Here is an 18,560-nt window from a genome sequence, read left to right on the forward strand (position 1 = left end):
TAATGAATACAATTGAAATAAAAAGCAGTAAAACAAAATTAATATTATTAGTATCAGGCTCACTGATATTTATGATATTAGGAATCTTTTTAGCCGTTAGTCCTCACAAATTTGCTTCTTTTATATTTAGAAGTGTAACATTCATACGTATGGTAGGAATTGTAGCAATATTGTTCTTTGGATTATGCTTGATAATTTTAATAAAAAGCTTGCTCACAAAGAAATTTAATCTAATAATAAACGAAAAAGGAATTATTGATAATTCTAGCTATGTGAGTGTAGGTGCAATTTTTTGGAGTGATATTAACTCAATAAAAAAAATTGATGTTATGTCAACAAAATTTTTACTTATTAATGTAAAAGACCCCAATAAATACTTAAATAAAGAAAGTGGTATAAAGAGAAAAATATTAGAGAGAACATATAAAACATATGGTACGCCTATTTCGATTTCTTCCAATACACTATCTTATAATTTTGATGAGCTCGAAAAAGCAATTTCCAAATATTATAATGAATATAAGAGTGCTCCGAAGTAAAAATAAAATAGTAGAAATACATGGAAAAAACTTGGAACTATATTCACTACTTTATTTATTTATTCGAAGTTAAAGCTTCCCAAATAATAACTTATCCTATTACACTAATTTTTGATTTGATTTATAAAATTCCTTTTATAGCAAATACGCTCAAAAGGAAAAATAGTTCACCAGAAGAAATAAGACTAGCTAGTGAAAATGCAATAAACAACCGTGTATATGGACAAAATATAACTATTTCAGGTATTCAAATGGGAGGTTTAATAATTCTTATAGAATATGGATTATTTAATATTTTTCAGGCAATATTAGGGAAATCGTTAATACAAATCTTTTGGGAGCCAGGAAGCCCCTATAAATGGATATTTGTAATAGGGCTGTTAGTTATGCCTTGGATTATTAACGAGAGATTACTGTTTAAGAATAATAAATATTTAAAATACTTTGATGAATTTGATAGAGAGCCTAAAAAAGTAAGATATAAACATGCTTGGATTAGTTTAGGAATTATTGTAGGAATTATCACGTTCTTTGTCTTAAGTTTTATTCCATTGTCAAAAGTATATTAATTAGATAATATTCCAAACAGGTTGGTAATAAATTAGAGTATTGGTTTCCAATACTCTAATTTTAAAAAATGAATAGAAACCTCAATCTACCATGATATTGTGGATAAAGCATAGAAGAAAATAGGCTATTTAAAATATTGAAGATCATATCAGGTGTTTCAGATGTGTTGGTGTTTAATCCGAAAGTTTCTACAGCTACAAATACAACGGGAAGGAACTTCAGGAGACAGGATTGTTTGATTATGGCTGGAGACAGTATATGCCGGATTTGGGAAGATGGAACGGGATAGACCAGCTGGCAGAAAGCTATCTTTCTACCAGTCCCTATGCGTATGTAGCCAATAACCCTATCTCAAACTTTGATGTAGACGGAAGATGGTTTAACGAAGATGGTACTATTGATACTTCGGGAAGAACTCCAGGATTTACCAGCGGTAGACAGATGTACCAGCAGTTTCTGGGACGAAATCCTTGGGATGGTGGTGGAAATGGAAATTATACGCCATTTGGACAGACACAAGCGTATGCAGATCTGATGGATGCATTTTATAATGGAGGAACCGGAGAATTGGTTAATCAGAATGGTACTTTGAAATGGTGGACAGATTATGAGGATTCTGACCCAAATGTCACTGAAGTGGGACAATTTAACATGCTGAAATTAAGGCGTGAAAATTTTCCTTCAAATAAAGAAATAACTCCTTGGCAATTAGGTGTAGAGTGGCTTTCAGGAACAGGTCCAAGACATCGAGATTTTACTAATGGAGACTTAATGACAGAAATGTTAAGACAACATAGTCATGTGCAAGCCACTAGGGATATTATCCTATCTAAAGTGGCTTTAAGTCAAAGTAGTTTAGAGGGGTCAAATTCTTATAAGCTAGGTGGTATAAAAGGAGTTGGGCTTTATCTTAAAGATTATTCAACGTTATTAACAGGCGGGTTAACAGGGAATTTAGCAGTAACATATTTAGGATCTTATAACTTAGAATACACGGCAGCAGCATATAATAAGAGTGTAGTTGTTTCATTTCATGTTGAAAATTCTTCTACAATGCAATCTGCGTCCCGCCCTCCTGTGCTTGGCTATCTTCCAATTTGGCAACAGACAGCGGGGAAACTTATTAATGAAAAATTTAAAACAGGTTGGGGGTCTAAAACTACTCAATCATTTCACTGGACAGAAGTATTATATCTAAAATGAAAACAAAATTGAAATATTTATTAATTACACTATTAACAATTATGCTATATAGTTGTGGTGAAACTAAGCCAAAACAATCAGATTTTATAGGTACTTGGAAGTCATCTGATAATGCATATATCAAACTAAATAAAAATGGAACTTGTATTTTGAAAGGGGTCGATCATTATAAAATCAGTAGTTTTCCAAAAAATAAAAATAGAGAATTAAATACTGAAGGAACTTGGCAGTTTACAGAAAATGTAGAAAGTGGTATTATTGATAATATAGACAATGGAATTACTATAAAATATAATCTACCCGAGGGAACAAAAGGGGAAATTTTATTTTATATCTCAGGGCAAGGTATCAATGGAAATAATCCACCTTGGAATATTTTTATATGGGAAGGTGATCCTGATGAAATGCTAAAATACGAGTTTGTAAAAAATGATTAAATACATAAGCAACAAACTGCAAGCTAGTGTTAGCGTTCATATCAGGTGTTTCAGATTTGTTGGTAAAAAGACCATCTTGGAAATACCAGGGTAAGTTTTGCCAAAAATAGCGCAGGCGTTCCTGAAATTATCGATACCAACAATTATTACCCTTTTGGGCTGAACCATATCTCGGGCTCGTTCAGCACTTCAGGTTTCGGAAGTTTCTACAGCTATAAATATAATGGCAAAGAACTTCAGGAAAACGGAATGTATGATTATGGTGCCAGGATGTATATGTCGGATTTAGGAAGATGGGGAACCACAGATCCATTAGCAGAAGGCTTCAGACGATTTAGCCCATATCATTATGGGGCAGATAATCCTGTTATGTTTGTTGATCCTGATGGGATGAGAAGTGTTCCTTATGATGGAGGAATTATCAGTAATGTTCCTGAAGGGTCCTTTTGGTTTGCCGGGATGAATGGAAGTTTTATTTCTACTCCTGAATTTAAACAAGGAAGTCGTACCGGTGGAGGAAATAACAAAGGAACTGTACAAGGACCTAAGCCTGGTTTCTGGGGAAGAGTAAGCAATTGGTGGGATCGTTTGTTTGGCAGAAATAAAGGGGCTGATATTTTAACGCTTACAAGAGGAGCTGAGGTGTCCAGGGCAGTTGAAGTTGGAGAACCAATACGAATTGCCGAATTTTTCTCAGCTATAGAGGTAACGTCAGTAGCCGTAGGAGCAGCAACTTTAGGAGCCGTGTTAACACCTGTCATGATGAAAGATCCAGAATATAACTGGGCAAGAGATCTACCATTTAATGTTCCTGCTACGACGACAACTGACGATTCAGAGCCAGGTGAAATGATTACCTTATATCGAGGAGTTTCGTCGAAAGCTAAAGGCTCTATGTATTTTGAAGCATCACAAGGTATTGCTATACCAAATGGTTACAGACAAGTTGCTGCAACTTGGGGACCTCACAGTGACATGGAAGCACACGCCGGAGGAGATAATTTAAGTATCTGGACAAGTTGGAGTACAAGTAAAGAATCTGCTAGAGATTTTGCTACAGGCGTAGCAATGTATGAAAATGGAATTCCAGGAATTATCATTTCTAAAAAATTTAAAGTTGGTACAGTACTCCCTAATCCGTATAATCCACAAGAAGCGGAATGGTTAGTTCCAGGCGTAGTATATGGAGCGAAAGTTGAGTACGTTTTACCCAGATAAAAATAAAACATCAAAAATTTGTTAACTGAAGAAAAAATTTTTAACTTAATTAAAGAGAAAAGGGAATTTTTAGAAACTTTTGAAAACTATAAAGTTAAGATTAGTAATAGTAATAATTTTGAAAGAGAAAATCTGATTGGAGTATATAAAATTAGACAGTATACTGCTACTCGAACAGGAAATAATAAGTTGTCTGATGAAATGGGTACTCTGATCTTAAACCTGGAAAATTATACTGGAAATAAATTAAGATTAGTGAGCTTATTAGGAAAAACATACTATGGAATATATTATTTGAGTGAAAATTTTGATAAAGTTATTGGATATTTAGATAGAGAAATTGATGATAACGAATTTAATTTAATGAAATAATAATGGTTAATCCAAGCTAATTTTTGTACAATTTATATCCAATGAATTAATTAAAACCACTGTCTTCCAGTGGTTTTATAATCTGAAAATTATAAAGTAGCGGCAAATATGAACAAAAAATGTTGATTCCTGGAATAGTAATAGGAGAATACCAATAGTCGTAAAATAAATGGAAACAAGCAATTTTCAAAAAATATTAAATTTATTTAAAAAGCAAAGTGATAATTATTTATGTGCAACCATATATAATTATTTAAAGTCCATAGATAAACTTGAATATATTCTTATTGATAAAAATAAGGCAAATTCTATATATACAGTAAGAAATGAAATCAATAATACTGTAAATGAAAGTCTAAAAATTCAAGGCTATGATGAGTTATTAAATAATCTTAATCAATCTAATAGTAAAAAAATAATTATTAGCAACTTTGATTATAACAAAAAGGATTTCACCATATTTATCAATGACAAAGAGACCAAAATATTAGGAATATTATGGCGGGATATCAATCAATAAAAATAATATCCTTTGTTAATGAAGAGCATATTATTTGTGTCTTTAAGTATAATAGGTAATGTTTCAGATATGTTGGCACGCAATATCCTCGCTCCCGCACGATTGTATCGTGTGGCTTTATATTAAATAATTCAGTAAACTATTCTTTGGAGAGGATAGTATTATTTTAGAATGGGTATAAAGAGTTTTTTAACCACACGAAAGGATTCGTGCGGGAGCGGTTGATGGAAAAGGATGGACTGAAAGCAACTCCGAAATTCAAAAAAGAGTAATTAGCCCAACCTCAAAGAACATTTTTAAACAAGCTATAACACCACCATCTATACTAACAAGTCCTAGATTTTAAATCGAACAACTTAAAATTAATAAATATGAAGAAAAGTATAAGTTTAATTTTATTACCTTTTTTATTTTCGTGCCAAAATATTAGTAATGAAGATATATATGGAAAATATTCACCCATATCATACAAAAATACATATGACACTTTAACGATTAACAAGGAAGGGGTTTATAACAGAGTAATTTACAATATAAAAGGGAAGAAAGTGTTGAATTACAATTCGAAATACAAATTAGAAGGTAACACAATAAAGTTTAATGATTTTTATTTAAATTTTGATAAAGATTTAATTGCCTTTCCAGAAGATGTGAATGATACTGATATGACCTATACTACTTTTTTTGAGAAAAAAGATAAGAATATTGTACTTTGCTTTGGCTACCATGATGGGGAGAATTGTTATAAAAAGATTATAGAATAAAAAAACACTGAGCAAAGTCCCCACTAGAGTGAGCGTCTCGTTCATTTTCGGTAATGTTTCAGACATGTTGGCACGCAATATCCATGAACGTTACAAAAGGAAATCTCAATTAAAATATTCAGAGAAAGAGTAACTATAACGGTTGCTCTTTCTATTTTTATAAAATAAACAGCTCTTTATGAATGTAAAAATTTATTGTAAAAAGTTTTATTCTCCTACTTTGATACTACAAAAAACATAATATATCTTTATCTTTTATGGAAATTCATTTTACTTTTGATTAAATCTGTAACATATTTTGCATTATATTGACTAATGTAAAAAACTAACATATGTTTCTAAAGTTCCTTAAGCTTGAAATTAAAAGCTTTTTCCGTGGTACATCTTTAGGGATCAATCTGACCATGAAAATTCTCCGTTTCATAGGAATTCTTTACTTTATAGGATGCCTTGTTGGGGGAGCTTTTATTGCTTTTTTCTACGTGCAGGAGGAAATGCATCAGAATCCTGTAAAGGTGGTTTCAAAATTCATGATTGTTGCCTGGATTATTGATCTTGTCCTTAAATACCTTTGGCAGGAAGTTCCCACACAGAACATGAAGCCATTCCTTACGATGAATATCCGGAAGAATACATTGGTCAATTATATGCTGGCCAAAACTTTTCTTTCAGCATTCAGCTGGCTGAGTTCTCTGTTCTTTATTACCTTTTCACTGATTGCCATATTCAATGGATATAGTATTTTGGGAATCATGGTGTGGCTGATTGGAGTGATTTCACTATTGTACCTGAATAATTTTATCAACATTTTTTTCAACGGTAAAGAGACCCTGGCGGTGATTATCGGAATATGCTTTCTGGGCATAGGAGCGTTGGGATATTACAATATTGTTCCGGTTTTATCATATTCTGAATCGGTTTTCTTTAGTTTCTATGAAAAGCCATACGTTGTACTGATCCCTGTTGTTTTGTTCGTAATGCTGTGGTGGATATGTTTCCGTTACCTGCGTCAGGAGTTTTATCTGGATCAGGGGCTTGAAGCGAAGAAGACGGTCGGGAAAACAGAAAATATTGCCTTCCTGAATAAATACGGCGTTATCGGGACATTTATCAATAATGATATTAAAATGTTGAGACGTAATAAAGTACCCAAAGGAATTTTGCTGGGCAGCTTTATGTTTCTGTTCTACGGATTGCTGATGTTTACTTCTTCAATGTATAAAACACCCGCTATGATGATGTTTATGGGACTTTTTGTAACAGGAGGTTTCCAGTTTCTTTTTGGACAGAGAGTTCCCGCTTTTGACAGTTCATACTATCCGTTGATGATGACCCTGAACGTTCCTTACAAAGAATATCTGAAAGCAAAATGGTGGCTGATGAATATTGTAACTGGAGTTTCTGTGATTATAGCGGTTTGTTATGCCTATTTTGGCTGGGAAGTTTACGTTACATTTTTTGCCGCAGGTTTATATAATATCGGTGTGAATTCTCAATTTACCTTGTGGTCCGGAGCTTTCAATAAAACTCAGATCGACCTGAATTCAAAAGAGAAACGATTGGGACAGAAAGGAAGCTTCAATATGATCGCCATGCTTCTGCTGATTCCTAAAATGTTACTTCCGATGGGTGTATTTGCCTTAACAAAATATTTGTGGGGCATTACCGGAGGAGTAATCAGTATTGCAATTATCGGAATTATAGGATTTTTCCTGAGGGAGAAGATCTTTGATATTATTGTAAAACTTTACAAAAAAGAAAAATACAGCACACTGGATGCATTTAAAAATATAAGTTAAACCATGATCAACATACACAATTTATCCAAAACATACGGAACAGCAACCGTTCTCAATATTGAACATCTTGAAATTCCCAACGGAGAAACATTTGGTCTCGTGGGAAACAACGGAGCAGGAAAAACAACGCTTTTCAGCCTTATGCTGGATTTGATTCAGGCTACGACAGGATTTGTAAGCATTGACGGAATTAAGGTTAATGAATCTGAAGCCTGGAAAAATAAAGTTTCAGCCTTTGTAGATGATACTTTTCTTATCGGCTATCTTACGCCTGAAGAATATTTTTACTTTATCGGAGAGCTGAGAGGCCAGAACAAAGCTTCTGTAGACGAATTCCTTAAGCCTTTCCACGATTTTTTCAATGGAGAAATCCTGAAATCAGGAAAATATATCCGTGACCTGTCAAAAGGAAATCAGAAAAAAGTAGGAATTGTAGGAGCTATTATTGGAAATCCTGAGATTATTATTCTTGATGAACCTTTTGCCAACCTCGATCCGTCTACCCAGATCAAGCTTAAAAACCTGATCAAGGAGTTATCAAAACAGGATGGTGTTACTTTCCTTATTTCCAGCCATGATCTTTCCCATACTACAGAAGTCTGCAACAGAATCGTGGTTGTGAACAAAGGGGTGTTGGTAAAAGATATTCAGACCAATCCGGAAACCTTGAAAGATCTGGAACAATATTTTGCAGATCAGGTTTCAGTTTCGGATATTTAATACCACAAAAAAACAGGTATGAATACGATAGAATCACAGAATGTAACAGATTATCCCAATAGCAATACGATTTTCATGGTCTGGAAACTTAATGACAGCCCTGAGCTGAAAGAAGTTTTTCAGGAACTGTGTGCTTTGGTTTTAAATCTTAATAATTCGGTGTTTAACCGCTTTCCGGACAGCAGAGCAAGCTGTGTCATGGGAATTGGTGCAGAAGCATGGAAAAAACTGGAACTTCCAACACCTCCGCCGAAAGAATTAATCGATTTTAAAGAAATAAAAGGGGCAAAACATACGGCTGTTTCTACTCCCGGAGATCTTCATTTTCATCTGAGAGCAGATAATAAAAGCCTGATTTTTGATATGGCTGTCGAGATCTCCCGGTTATTAAGCTCAGTGGCCGAAAGTATTCTGGAGGTTCATGGATTCAAATACTGGGATGCACGTTCCATTCTTGGTTTTGTAGACGGAACGGAAAATCCGCATGGTGATGACCGTGATTATTTTGGAAAAGTAGGAGATGAAGACCTTCAGTATAAAGGAGGAAGCTATCTTTTTGTTCAGAAATACCTTCACAATATGGATGCCTGGAAAGGCTTATCCACGGAAGAACAGGAAAAAGTAATCGGAAGATCAAAAGAGAATGATATTGAAATGTCTGATGCTGTAAAACCTTCAAATTCACATATTGCTTTAGCCAATATCGAGGGCGAAAACGGTGAAGAATTGAAAATAGTCAGAGATAATATGCCTTTCGGAAATCCCTCTACCAATGAGTTCGGAACTTATTTTATTGCCTATTCAAGTACATTTACAACAACAAAAAAGATGTTGACCAATATGTTTATCGGTGATCCTCCGGGAAATTATGACAGAATTTTAGATTTCAGCACAGCAGTTACAGGAACGCTTTTCTTTGTTCCTACCAGAAATATGCTTGATGAATTTTCAGGATAAAATTTAAGGCTGTCTCTTTCAAGACAGTTTTTTTAATGGAGAAGCTGCTGCAATCAATAATACAGAATAGTTAAAACGCACAGAAGATACATCTTAATTCTGGGTATTTTTGGGGCAAAGAAAATTCCGTCAAAGACGGATGATTAAGCGTACGCTTCAGGGCAGATTTCATCTGCTAAACCTTATCTGCCTTAAAATTATACATCTGGTAAATGAATTCTTTGCGTTTTTTATTATTGAATTTATAAGAGTCTGAAAAGTTTAAAACAGATTGTAAATAAAATTTTTTTTCAAAAATTGTAACCTTTTTTTGTTTTGATTGTCTTTAGTATAGAAACAGCATAAACATGAAACTCTTGTTCGGAAATAAAAAAAATGATTTGTTGAGCCTCCTGAAGAAACAGGATCCGGCTGCGCAGAAGATTTTCTATGAGCAGAATGTCAGGAAATTCCTGAGTGTCAGCAAAAGCTATGTGAGCGATTTGTATCAGGCGGAAGATTGTCTTATCAAAGCATTCTGTAAAATTTTTAAACATATAGAAAGCTTCCGAGGAGAATCGAATCTGGATAGCTGGGCAAGAAGAATTGTGGTGAATGAATGCCTGAACTTTATCAAAAGTCATAAAACCGTTTTCTATCTGGACGAGATTAACCCATCTTTTCATGAAGACATCCACGAGCCGGAGATTGATTGTGATTTTAATGCGCAGGATCTGTTAGATCAGCTGCCTGATGCTTACCGAATGGTTTTTAACCTGTATGTACTGGAAGGATATTCTCATCAGGAAATTGCAGATACTTTACAGATTTCAGTGGCAGTGAGCAAAACACAGTTGTTCAGAGCAAAAGAAAAGTTAAGAAATATTTACTTTCAACAACAAAAAAAAGTGAAAAATGAAAACGTCTAAAGATACTATTGAATACCAGATCAAAAAACAGATGGAGGAAAGAGAGATTGCTCCTTCCCGTGATCTCTGGTCTGAAATTGAGTTTCATAATAACAATAATCGCGGTTCCAAATCAAAAATGAACTGGTTTTTAGTGGCAGCATGTTTAATGTTGACCTTCGGTTTAGGTACTGTTCTGTTTTTTCTCAATCAGCCTTCAGAGATTGAACCTGTCATGGTGAAGACTGCAGAAAAAACTTCTTCTGATAAAATAGTAACTGATTCTATTCACGATAATATTTCTCTGGCAGCTCAGAACAATGAAAAGAAAGAAGAGAATCAAACATCACCCTCCGATAAAGCAGAAGGGATTTCTGCGGTGGCAATTGCACAGACTCCACTGATTCCCAAAGAAAACCTTCCTTTGAAAAAACAGGAAATTCCACAGCTTACTCATCCTCAGCTCATGGCAAAAGCCGATTCTTTAAAAACTCCGGTTAAAAAGAAGAAATATGTAGACCCATCCACACTTCTTTTTTCAGTAGAACATAAAGATGTCATCGAAAAAACAAAAGATGGAAGTAACGTGGCGACTACTATCGATCTGAATGCCAGATAACGTATCCGTAAAAATTTAAAAATTAATAATATGATCAAGAAATTAATCGTAATGGGATTGATGTGCTCTTTTTCCGCATCATTCTATGCACAGAAGACCTTCAATATTAACCTTTCTTCTAAAAAAGATACAGAGGTGAGCCCAATTGTAAAAGAGAAAGTAGAAGAATATGCAGCAAAAATCAATACCATTATCCAGGAAGAGAAAAAGCTGATGGAAGAAGAACTGTTGGTTCTGCAGGCAAAAAATCTTGATAAGGCAGATTTTGACAGAGAAAAAGCTAAGATTGCAGACCGCTATTCTGAAAAAATGGATAAAAGGATTGAAGAACTGGGATTTGATCTGGATGATGTGATTCAGAAGCAGGTAAGATATTCTCTTCTGAATACTGATGTGACTTCCAAAGAAGAGCTTAAAGAAAAATTGCTGAAAAAATTCCGCCCTACAAGAAGCTTTACCGGATATTTCTCATACGGAATCATGACTTTGACAAACAGTTCTCCGGATAATGAACTGGATAAGAATATCGGATATGCCAATAACCTGGAATTCGGTCTGAAACTGAACTATCAGCTTAGCAGAACAAGTCCGTGGGCTATTACTTCAGGACTGGGATTTTCATGGAGAACGGTGAGGACAGATAATAATATGTTCTTTACCAAAAGTGCAGATCAGGGAGTAGTTCTGTCTCAATATGGCGGCAGCCTTGATAAAAGTAAACTGAGAACAGGATATATTATTGTTCCTCTTGGGATGCAGTATAATTTTTCCAAACTTAAGAATGGTGGAATGGATGTTCAGTACAGAAGTTATTACACAGGATTTAAAATTGGAGCCAATGTATATGGTGGCGTAAAAATGTCTACCAACAATATTGTAAAAGGAAACGATGGCGAAATGAGAGACCGTGGAAATTATCAGGTGAATCCTTTCGTCTACGGAGCACAGCTTACTGTTTCTTATAACAGTTTCAGCTTATTTGTTAAAAAAGATTTCAGCAACTTCTTTAAAGACGGTTATTTCAAAAATGATAAAGCACTGATATTCGGCTTAACCATTGGATTAGATTAAATATTACTTTGATAGCAAATGAAAAACTCCGGGAATGGCTCCCGGAGTTTTTACATAGTATCAGTTATAAAATCATTATTTTAAGCTTCCAACCATATCTTCAGGTTTTACCCATTCGTCAAACTGTTCAGCAGTCAACAAGCCAAGATTAATGGCTTCTTCTTTTAATGTTGTCCCGTTTTTATGGGCTGTTTTAGCAATTTTAGCGGCATTTTCATATCCGATATGAGTATTTAAAGCCGTTACAAGCATTAAAGATTTGTCTACAAGCTCTTTAATTCTCTCATGATTCGGCTCAATACCTACCGCACAGTGATCATTGAAAGAAATACATGCATCGGCAATCAATTGGGCAGATTGCAGGAAATTGTACGCCATTACCGGTTTGAAAACATTCAGTTCATAATTCCCCTGAGTTCCGGCAAATGAAATGGTGGTATCATTTCCTAAAACCTGAGCACAAACCATCGTCATCGCTTCATTCTGAGTAGGATTTACTTTCCCCGGCATAATAGAAGATCCCGGTTCATTTTCAGGAATATGAATTTCCCCAATTCCCGAGCGTGGCCCTGATGCCATCAGTCTAACATCCTGAGCAATTTTGTATAAAGAAACAGCCAGCTGCTTTAAAGCTCCGTGAGATTCTACAATCGCATCATGTGCAGCAAGGGCTTCAAATTTATTTTCAGCAGTAACAAAAGGATGTTTTGTAAATTGAGCAATATATTCCGCTACTTTTACATCATAGCCTTTAGGCGTATTCAATCCTGTTCCTACAGCAGTTCCTCCTAAGGCAAGCTCAGAAAGATGAGGTAGGGTATTTTTTAAAGCTCTCAATCCGAATTCCAGCTGGGCTGCATAACCTGAAAATTCCTGCCCAAGAGTAAGCGGAGTGGCATCCATGAGATGGGTTCTCCCGATCTTGACAACATCTTTAAAGGCTTTTGATTTTTCAGACAACGTATTTTTTAGTTTCTCAACAGCGGGAATGGTTACTTCCACCACTTTGGTATACGCAGCAATGTGCATGGCAGTGGGATAGGTATCGTTGGATGACTGAGATTTATTCACATCATCATTCGGGTGGATTTCAGATTTTTCTCCCAATGTGCCGCCGTTATTGACATGGGCTCTGTTGGAAATCACTTCATTCACATTCATGTTCGACTGTGTTCCGGAACCCGTCTGCCAGATCACAAGAGGAAACTGGTCATTCAATTTTCCCTCCAGAATTTCATCACATACTTTCGCGATCATATCTCTTTTTTCCACAGGAAGTACTCCCAGATCAGTATTGGCATAAGCGGCAGCCTTCTTCAGATAAGCAAAAGCTTCAATGATTTCATGCGGCATTGAACCCTCAGGTCCTATTTTGAAATTATTTCTGGAACGTTCCGTCTGTGCACCCCAAAGTTTATCTGCAGGTACCTGCACTTCTCCCATGGTGTCTTTTTCTATTCTGTAATTCATAGTGTTGAAATTTGTATGATCTTTTATTTTTTACGCCAAAAAAATTGTTGGTAGTATCATGTTTAATGAAATAAATAATATTTTGGCTTTGTTTATTTAGCTTCTATAAAGGTACTTATAAACTCAGAAACCTCCAATTTATAATCATTATAAATATCAATATAAATGACTGATTTTACTCATATTTTTTTAAAGGAGGCGTATTTTTGTACAAACAAAAATTGAATGGATTTTAGATATCAGGATCCGTATCCTATTCAGAAAGATGATACGGTGTACAAAAAACTTACATCAGATTATGTAAAGGTTGAAAAGCTGGGTGACAGAGAAATTTTAACAGTAGATCCGAAGGGACTGGAGTTATTGGCAGAAGAAGCCATGGCAGATGTTTCTTTCATGCTTCGCTCTTCGCACCTGGAAAGCCTTAGAAGAATTATTGATGATCCTGAAGCTACAGATAATGACAGATTCGTTGCTTACAACCTTTTACAGAATGCTGCAGTAGCTGCAGAAGGAGCTCTTCCTTCATGTCAGGATACAGGTACAGCGATTGTAATGGGAAAGAAAGGAGAAAATGTATATACAGGAGTAGATGATGGCGAATACCTGAGCAAAGGAATTTACAATACCTATCAGAAAAGAAACTTAAGATATTCTCAGGTCGTTCCTTTAACGATGTTTGATGAGAAGAATTCCGGATCCAACCTTCCTGCACAGATTGATATCTATGCTAAAAAAGGAGATTATTACGAATTTTTATTCTTAACGAAAGGAGGAGGTTCCGCCAATAAAACATTCTTATATCAGAAAACGAAATCTTTACTGAACGAAAAATCTCTTGAAGAATTCATCAAAGAAAAAATTTCAGACCTTGGTACCGCTGCATGTCCGCCATACCACTTAGCATTGGTAATCGGAGGAACTTCAGCTGAAGCCAATCTTGCAGCCGTTAAAAAAGCCTCAGCAAAATATTATGATCATCTTCCGACAGAAGGAAATGAAGCCGGACAGGCATTCAGAGACCTTGAATGGGAAGCTAAAGTTCAGAAAATCTGCCAGGAAAGTGCCATCGGAGCTCAGTTTGGAGGAAAATACCTTACTCACGATGTAAGAGTGATCAGACTTCCGAGACACGCGGCATCTTGTCCGGTAGGAATGGGAGTTTCCTGTTCTGCAGACAGAAATATCAAAGGGAAAATTACCAAAGAAGGAATTTTCCTGGAGCAGCTGGAACAGGATCCGAAAAGATTCTTACCTGATACTCCTCCACATCTGGAAGAAGCTGTTGAGATTAATCTGAACAAACCAATGCCGGAAATTCTTGCAGAGCTTTCCAAATATCCGATCAAAACAAGATTAAAACTGAACGGAACATTAATCGTTGCAAGAGATATTGCTCACGCAAAAATCAAAGAAATTATCGACAGCGGTAAACCAATGCCGGACTATTTCAAAAATCACCCGATCTATTACGCTGGACCTGCAAAAACTCCGGAAGGAATGGCTTCAGGAAGTTTCGGGCCTACTACTGCCGGAAGAATGGACGTTTATGTAGACGAATTCCAAAGCCATGGTGGAAGTATGATCATGCTGGCAAAAGGAAACAGAAGTAAGGATGTTACCAATGCATGTCATAAATACGGAGGTTTCTATCTTGGATCTATCGGAGGGCCGGCTGCCATTCTTGCGAAAGACAATATTGTATCTGTAGATGTGGTAGACTTCCCGGAATTAGGAATGGAAGCAGTAAGAAAAATTGAAGTAAAAGACTTCCCTGCCTTCATCATTTCCGATGATAAGGGCAATGATTTCTTTGCAAATCTTGCTCACTAATTAGTTTAAAATTAAAATAAATAACAAAATAGAACGCTGATCTTTTGTGTAAAAAGGAAAAAAGTTCTATTTTTGCCTAAAATCTTTAAGAGAATGATAACGATATTATCAGCATTTTGGCCGTTCTACCAGTTCCTTTGGACTATATTCTTCATTACTATGTTCCTAGTAGGATTCTGGTGTATTTTTATGTTCTTCGGATTAGTAATCCCAATGTGGCTAACTGAAGGTTTGAAAGAGTATTTCGGAAAAGTAAAGCCTTTCGATCCTGAAGATATCAGAAGAAAGCTTATTTCTGAGCAGGAAGGTGTAGAAGTTATCTATAGCGAGCCTAAAGGAAACGGACCTTTCCTTCACGATCACGGACATCATCATTAATTGATTGTCATTGCTTTTTCACCTGAATTCTGAAAAAGTAATATCAAAGCAAAACAACATATATAAAACCGCTTAAGCAATTAAGCGGTTTTTCTATTTATTATTCCTCAGACTTTCCGGAGATACCCCAAATTTCTTTTTAAAAGCCCGCGTAAAGTTCTGGAGATATTCATAACCGCACTCAATAGCAATTTCTTTGATCATAATTTCTTTATTGGTAATCATTTTCTTTGCTTTCAGCATCCTGAGTTCTGATATATAATGAGCAATCGTTGTATGATACTGCGTTTTGAATTCCTTTCTGACAGTATTCTGGTTCAGTCCAAAATATTTTCCAATTTCCTCTGCTTTTATATTTCTATGGTAATTTTCATCAATGAATTTCCTGATCATTTCAGACGTTTTTGGAGTGTCTTCGAAAATGTTTTTCTCATTAAATTGCTCAAAGATCAGGATAAGAAGTTTGATAATCTTTGCTTCTATAAATAACTTCTGCATGATTCCTTTCTTATTATAATCCAGAATCTCTTTTACAATCATATGCATCTCAACCGTCATGTCCGGCGGCGTTTCTTTATGAAGGAAAATGAAATTATTATGAATCATGTTTTCCAGAATTTCAGCATTTTCACGATTAAGCTTTGGATTGATGAGGTTAAAAATATATTGATAATTGATCTGAATCTGGAGGTACCTCAGAATTTCCTGGTTTTCTGTCCAGAGTTCAGCAACACTTTCTTTAGGAGAATAATGGAGGATGTATTGATTTTTTTTGAATAAAAACTGGGTTCCGCAATCATGACCTTCTAAATTAATACCATCACTCAACATGAAAATCAAATTAAAACTTGACTTTCCCTCCAGCATATGAGACTTGAAGGATTGATCAGGACGCAGGTCTTCCTGCATGATGATTTTGATGTCCTCGGATATGAACAAATGTCCACTTTTTAATTGACTCCTCATACAACACATTTTTACAGCCATGGTACAACTTCTTACGATAAAAGTCCTCCGCAGGATAACCAAAAGTTCGAAAATGATAACTCGGGGTTGATGATGTGAAGTACTTTTGCGCAAAATTAAATTAAATTTAGAATAATTAAAAATAATATTTCATATGTTTAAAGATTTACATTTTGCAATACGGAAAATCAGAACAGGATTAGCATTGCTAACCGTTGCTGGAAGCTATATGTATGCCCAGCAATGGGAAAATGTAGGAGGCATTCAGAATGTATCTGCAGGAGGAAGCAGTTTTAATAATCTTGTTATTGATAACTCAGGAAACTATTATCTGTCCTATTATGATGTTTCAGTAGCTAAAGGCTCTGTTCAGAAATTTAACGGAAACTCATGGTCTTACTTAGGAGGAACGCCCGGAGTTACTACAGGAACAGCCACTTACAACTCATTGTCTATAAGTCCGAACGGAAACAGTATTTATTATACCAATCAGCTTGGTTATCCAGGCTCCGGGATGGAAGTACGCTTATTTACAGGGTCTTTATGGTCTCAGCTTCCGAATGTTACAGACAGTTCCGTTAATTATCAGGCTTCTGCCGTTTCCTCTGATAATATCATTTTCACGTATGGTTCTTATGGTTCAGGAACGGTTAAAAGATATTCCGGAGGAGCATGGGAGCAGATAGGAAATGCAGGTTTTTCGGGCGGTGCTGACTTCGCTGAAATGGTCATCGGAACCAATAATATGATCTATACCTGTAATATTTCCGGAGGGATAAAAGTATATCAGAACAGTACAGATGCAAGTTCAGCACAAAACTGGAGTCTGGTAGGCGGAACAGCTGCAGATGCTTCTTCATCAGGAGAGCAGTATAATGCTGATATTGCTTTAGATGGAGCAAACACAATCTATGTTGCTTATGTTTCCAACTCCGGAGGAGGAAGGAAGTTGAATGTCAGAAAGTTTGACGGAAACTCCTGGGTGCAGGTTGGAAATGCCAATTTTTCTGAGGGAAGAGTACAGCATGTTGCCTTAGCCGTAACAGAATCAGGAAAGCCATATGTGGTAGCCAGCCGTTTTGAAAATGATAATTTCCTGAGAAATACCGTTTATCAATTAGACGATTCACAAAACTGGGTTCCTTTTGGAGGAGATTTTGTTTCAGCTGGAGAGGCAAAATACAATGATTTAGCAATAGATAAGGCACAAAATTATCTTGTTTTGGCTTATTCCGACAATACAGCAAAGGTGAAAAGAATTTCTCTGAACCTGAATCCACAAACATGCAGCAACACAGACCCTGGAGCTAATGCAGGAGACATAGGCTGTGTAAGTTTTATGTATCGTGGACAACAGGTTGCTTATACTACGGTAAGAGGAGCAGATGGAAAAATATGGCTTCAGCAGAATCTGGGGAGCTCACAGGTGGCTTCATCATCAGCTGATGCGAATTCTTATGGGGACCTTTTCCAATGGGGAAGATGGGATGATGGTCACCAGCTTAGAAATTCTCAGATCGTACCGGCTCCATCACCTAATACTCCGGAAGGAACAAATACCACTGCGGGAAGTTATATTGCAGGATCTCCAGGATGGTGGGCAGGTTTTGCAGGTTCAGATACGTGGGTAGGAGTATCTGTTGCGGATGTGAATGCATCCGCCGGAATAGATCCATGTAAAGCAATAGGAGCAGGATGGAAATTGCCTTCTCAGGCAGAGTGGACTACTTTAATTGGAGCTGAAAGTATTTCTAACCCAACAACGGCTTATAACAGTCATCTTAAATTACCGGCAGGAGGCTACAGAAGCTCCAGTGACGGGAACTTTACTTTTGTAGGGCAAAGAGGATATTTCTGGAGTTCTGATACATCAAGTCTGGGAGGGAAATATCTGTATATCGGATCAACGATTGCCAATCCATCTGCCGGAGCTATGAGAGGGCAGGGATCATCAGTAAGATGTATCAAGCCTGCATCTTCTTTAGGTACTTCAGAAATCAAACTGAATCAATCTGTTATTGAAATGTATCCTAACCCAACCAAAGGAATTCTTATGGTTAAAGCTGATTCAGGAATTGAAAAAGTAAACGTTACCAATGCTGTAGGGCAAAGAATGAATGTACAGTTCTCGGATCATCAGATCAATTTGACTGAACTTCTTTCAGGATTATACATCGTAGAGTTAAAGTTGAAGAACGGACAATCTGTTTCTAAAAAGATTATAAAGGAGTAAGCGG

General features: G+C 36.0%; 18 protein-coding genes and 1 pseudogene. 17 read left to right on the forward strand and 2 right to left on the reverse strand.

The features are described from left to right. Positions 1 to 2: 2 nt before the first annotated feature. From AB1278_RS02000 to AB1278_RS02065, 14 genes and pseudogenes are all read left to right on the forward strand, one after another. Entirely contained in the window at positions 3 to 539 is a 537-nt protein-coding gene (locus tag AB1278_RS02000; protein ID WP_411414561.1) for an STM3941 family protein, read from the forward strand. Between the two features lie 20 nt (positions 540 to 559). Beyond that, positions 560 to 1,108 carry a hypothetical protein gene (locus AB1278_RS02005; protein WP_429812078.1) on the forward strand — a complete coding sequence of 183 codons (549 nt, stop codon included), beginning with the start codon at positions 560 to 562 and terminating at the stop codon, positions 1,106 to 1,108. A 205-nt stretch (positions 1,109 to 1,313) separates the two neighbouring features. Continuing rightward, positions 1,314 to 2,312, forward strand: a pseudogene (locus AB1278_RS02010) (RHS repeat-associated core domain-containing protein); the annotation flags it as partial. Next, on the forward strand, positions 2,309 to 2,749 hold the full coding sequence (locus AB1278_RS02015) for a hypothetical protein (protein ID WP_429812081.1): 441 nt from the start codon (positions 2,309 to 2,311) through the stop codon (positions 2,747 to 2,749). The pseudogene AB1278_RS02010 and the gene AB1278_RS02015, both read left to right, overlap by 4 nt. A gap of 129 nt (positions 2,750 to 2,878) precedes the next feature. Beyond that, positions 2,879 to 3,967, forward strand: a complete 1,089-nt coding sequence (locus tag AB1278_RS02020) for an RHS repeat-associated core domain-containing protein (protein ID WP_429817321.1) — start codon at positions 2,879 to 2,881, stop codon at positions 3,965 to 3,967. 18 nt (positions 3,968 to 3,985) lie between these two features. Then, positions 3,986 to 4,339: an enoyl-CoA hydratase gene (locus AB1278_RS02025; RefSeq protein ID WP_429812084.1), complete on the forward strand. Its 354-nt coding sequence runs from the start codon at positions 3,986 to 3,988 to the stop codon at positions 4,337 to 4,339. A 169-nt stretch (positions 4,340 to 4,508) separates the two neighbouring features. Next, on the forward strand, positions 4,509 to 4,859 hold the full coding sequence (locus tag AB1278_RS02030) for a hypothetical protein (protein ID WP_429812087.1): 351 nt from the start codon (positions 4,509 to 4,511) through the stop codon (positions 4,857 to 4,859). Positions 4,860 to 5,230: 371 nt separating this feature from the next. Continuing rightward, positions 5,231 to 5,623: a hypothetical protein gene (locus AB1278_RS02035; protein WP_429812090.1), complete on the forward strand. Its 393-nt coding sequence runs from the start codon at positions 5,231 to 5,233 to the stop codon at positions 5,621 to 5,623. Between the two features lie 332 nt (positions 5,624 to 5,955). Beyond that, positions 5,956 to 7,422: a DUF5687 family protein gene (locus AB1278_RS02040; protein WP_429812092.1), complete on the forward strand. Its 1,467-nt coding sequence runs from the start codon at positions 5,956 to 5,958 to the stop codon at positions 7,420 to 7,422. Between the two features lie 3 nt (positions 7,423 to 7,425). Then, positions 7,426 to 8,142, forward strand: a complete 717-nt coding sequence (locus AB1278_RS02045; protein WP_202840078.1) for an ABC transporter ATP-binding protein — start codon at positions 7,426 to 7,428, stop codon at positions 8,140 to 8,142. A gap of 18 nt (positions 8,143 to 8,160) precedes the next feature. Then, positions 8,161 to 9,099, forward strand: a complete 939-nt coding sequence (locus tag AB1278_RS02050; RefSeq protein ID WP_343639257.1) for a Dyp-type peroxidase — start codon at positions 8,161 to 8,163, stop codon at positions 9,097 to 9,099. Positions 9,100 to 9,446: 347 nt separating this feature from the next. After that, positions 9,447 to 10,007: an RNA polymerase sigma factor gene (locus AB1278_RS02055; RefSeq protein ID WP_137904819.1), complete on the forward strand. Its 561-nt coding sequence runs from the start codon at positions 9,447 to 9,449 to the stop codon at positions 10,005 to 10,007. Next, complete coding sequence (locus AB1278_RS02060; RefSeq protein ID WP_202840076.1) at positions 9,994 to 10,605, forward strand: hypothetical protein; 612 nt, start codon at positions 9,994 to 9,996, stop codon at positions 10,603 to 10,605. The genes AB1278_RS02055 and AB1278_RS02060 overlap by 14 nt, the downstream gene beginning before the upstream one ends. A gap of 30 nt (positions 10,606 to 10,635) precedes the next feature. Continuing rightward, positions 10,636 to 11,676, forward strand: coding sequence for an outer membrane beta-barrel protein (locus tag AB1278_RS02065; RefSeq protein WP_411414568.1), 1,041 nt, complete (start codon positions 10,636 to 10,638; stop codon positions 11,674 to 11,676). A 75-nt stretch (positions 11,677 to 11,751) separates the two neighbouring features. On the opposite strand, the gene fumC is transcribed toward AB1278_RS02065, so the two are convergent. After that, positions 11,752 to 13,146: a class II fumarate hydratase gene (gene fumC / locus AB1278_RS02070; protein WP_202840074.1), complete on the reverse strand. Its 1,395-nt coding sequence runs from the start codon at positions 13,144 to 13,146 to the stop codon at positions 11,752 to 11,754. 225 nt (positions 13,147 to 13,371) lie between these two features. On the opposite strand from fumC, the gene AB1278_RS02075 reads away from it, so the two are divergent. Then, a complete protein-coding gene (locus AB1278_RS02075) occupies positions 13,372 to 14,979 on the forward strand; it encodes a fumarate hydratase (RefSeq protein ID WP_202840072.1) in 1,608 nt (535 codons plus the stop codon). 93 nt (positions 14,980 to 15,072) lie between these two features. Continuing rightward, the gene (locus tag AB1278_RS02080) at positions 15,073 to 15,357 is read left to right on the forward strand and encodes a hypothetical protein (RefSeq protein WP_170872059.1); all 285 of its coding nucleotides are present in this window, start codon (positions 15,073 to 15,075) and stop codon (positions 15,355 to 15,357) included. 93 nt (positions 15,358 to 15,450) lie between these two features. On the opposite strand, the gene AB1278_RS02085 is transcribed toward AB1278_RS02080, so the two are convergent. Next, the gene (locus AB1278_RS02085) at positions 15,451 to 16,323 is read right to left on the reverse strand and encodes a helix-turn-helix transcriptional regulator (RefSeq protein WP_411414569.1); all 873 of its coding nucleotides are present in this window, start codon (positions 16,321 to 16,323) and stop codon (positions 15,451 to 15,453) included. Positions 16,324 to 16,477: 154 nt separating this feature from the next. Between AB1278_RS02085 and AB1278_RS02090 the strand changes: the two genes are divergently transcribed. Beyond that, positions 16,478 to 18,556 carry a T9SS type A sorting domain-containing protein gene (locus tag AB1278_RS02090; RefSeq protein ID WP_429812099.1) on the forward strand — a complete coding sequence of 693 codons (2,079 nt, stop codon included), beginning with the start codon at positions 16,478 to 16,480 and terminating at the stop codon, positions 18,554 to 18,556. Positions 18,557 to 18,560: the final 4 nt, after the last annotated feature.

This window comes from Chryseobacterium sp. NRRL B-14798 (genome assembly GCF_050470705.1).
In the GTDB taxonomy this organism is placed as follows: domain Bacteria; phylum Bacteroidota; class Bacteroidia; order Flavobacteriales; family Weeksellaceae; genus Chryseobacterium; species Chryseobacterium cupriresistens.

What these genes read in the sequence shown, in the direction of transcription:
- AB1278_RS02000 (WP_411414561.1), top strand. Translation starts at nt 3, where the DNA reads ATGAATACAATTGAAATAAAAAGCAGTAAAACAAAATTAATATTATTA.
- AB1278_RS02005 (WP_429812078.1), top strand. Translation starts at nt 560, where the DNA reads ATGGAAAAAACTTGGAACTATATTCACTACTTTATTTATTTATTCGAA.
- AB1278_RS02015 (WP_429812081.1), top strand. Translation starts at nt 2,309, where the DNA reads ATGAAAACAAAATTGAAATATTTATTAATTACACTATTAACAATTATG.
- AB1278_RS02030 (WP_429812087.1), top strand. Translation starts at nt 4,509, where the DNA reads ATGGAAACAAGCAATTTTCAAAAAATATTAAATTTATTTAAAAAGCAA.
- AB1278_RS02035 (WP_429812090.1), top strand. Translation starts at nt 5,231, where the DNA reads ATGAAGAAAAGTATAAGTTTAATTTTATTACCTTTTTTATTTTCGTGC.
- AB1278_RS02040 (WP_429812092.1), top strand. Translation starts at nt 5,956, where the DNA reads ATGTTTCTAAAGTTCCTTAAGCTTGAAATTAAAAGCTTTTTCCGTGGT.
- AB1278_RS02045 (WP_202840078.1), top strand. Translation starts at nt 7,426, where the DNA reads ATGATCAACATACACAATTTATCCAAAACATACGGAACAGCAACCGTT.
- AB1278_RS02050 (WP_343639257.1), top strand. Translation starts at nt 8,161, where the DNA reads ATGAATACGATAGAATCACAGAATGTAACAGATTATCCCAATAGCAAT.
- AB1278_RS02055 (WP_137904819.1), top strand. Translation starts at nt 9,447, where the DNA reads ATGAAACTCTTGTTCGGAAATAAAAAAAATGATTTGTTGAGCCTCCTG.
- AB1278_RS02060 (WP_202840076.1), top strand. Translation starts at nt 9,994, where the DNA reads ATGAAAACGTCTAAAGATACTATTGAATACCAGATCAAAAAACAGATG.
- AB1278_RS02065 (WP_411414568.1), top strand. Translation starts at nt 10,636, where the DNA reads ATGATCAAGAAATTAATCGTAATGGGATTGATGTGCTCTTTTTCCGCA.
- fumC (WP_202840074.1), bottom strand. Translation starts at nt 13,146, where the DNA reads ATGAATTACAGAATAGAAAAAGACACCATGGGAGAAGTGCAGGTACCT.
- AB1278_RS02075 (WP_202840072.1), top strand. Translation starts at nt 13,372, where the DNA reads ATGGATTTTAGATATCAGGATCCGTATCCTATTCAGAAAGATGATACG.
- AB1278_RS02080 (WP_170872059.1), top strand. Translation starts at nt 15,073, where the DNA reads ATGATAACGATATTATCAGCATTTTGGCCGTTCTACCAGTTCCTTTGG.
- AB1278_RS02085 (WP_411414569.1), bottom strand. Translation starts at nt 16,323, where the DNA reads ATGAGGAGTCAATTAAAAAGTGGACATTTGTTCATATCCGAGGACATC.
- AB1278_RS02090 (WP_429812099.1), top strand. Translation starts at nt 16,478, where the DNA reads ATGTTTAAAGATTTACATTTTGCAATACGGAAAATCAGAACAGGATTA.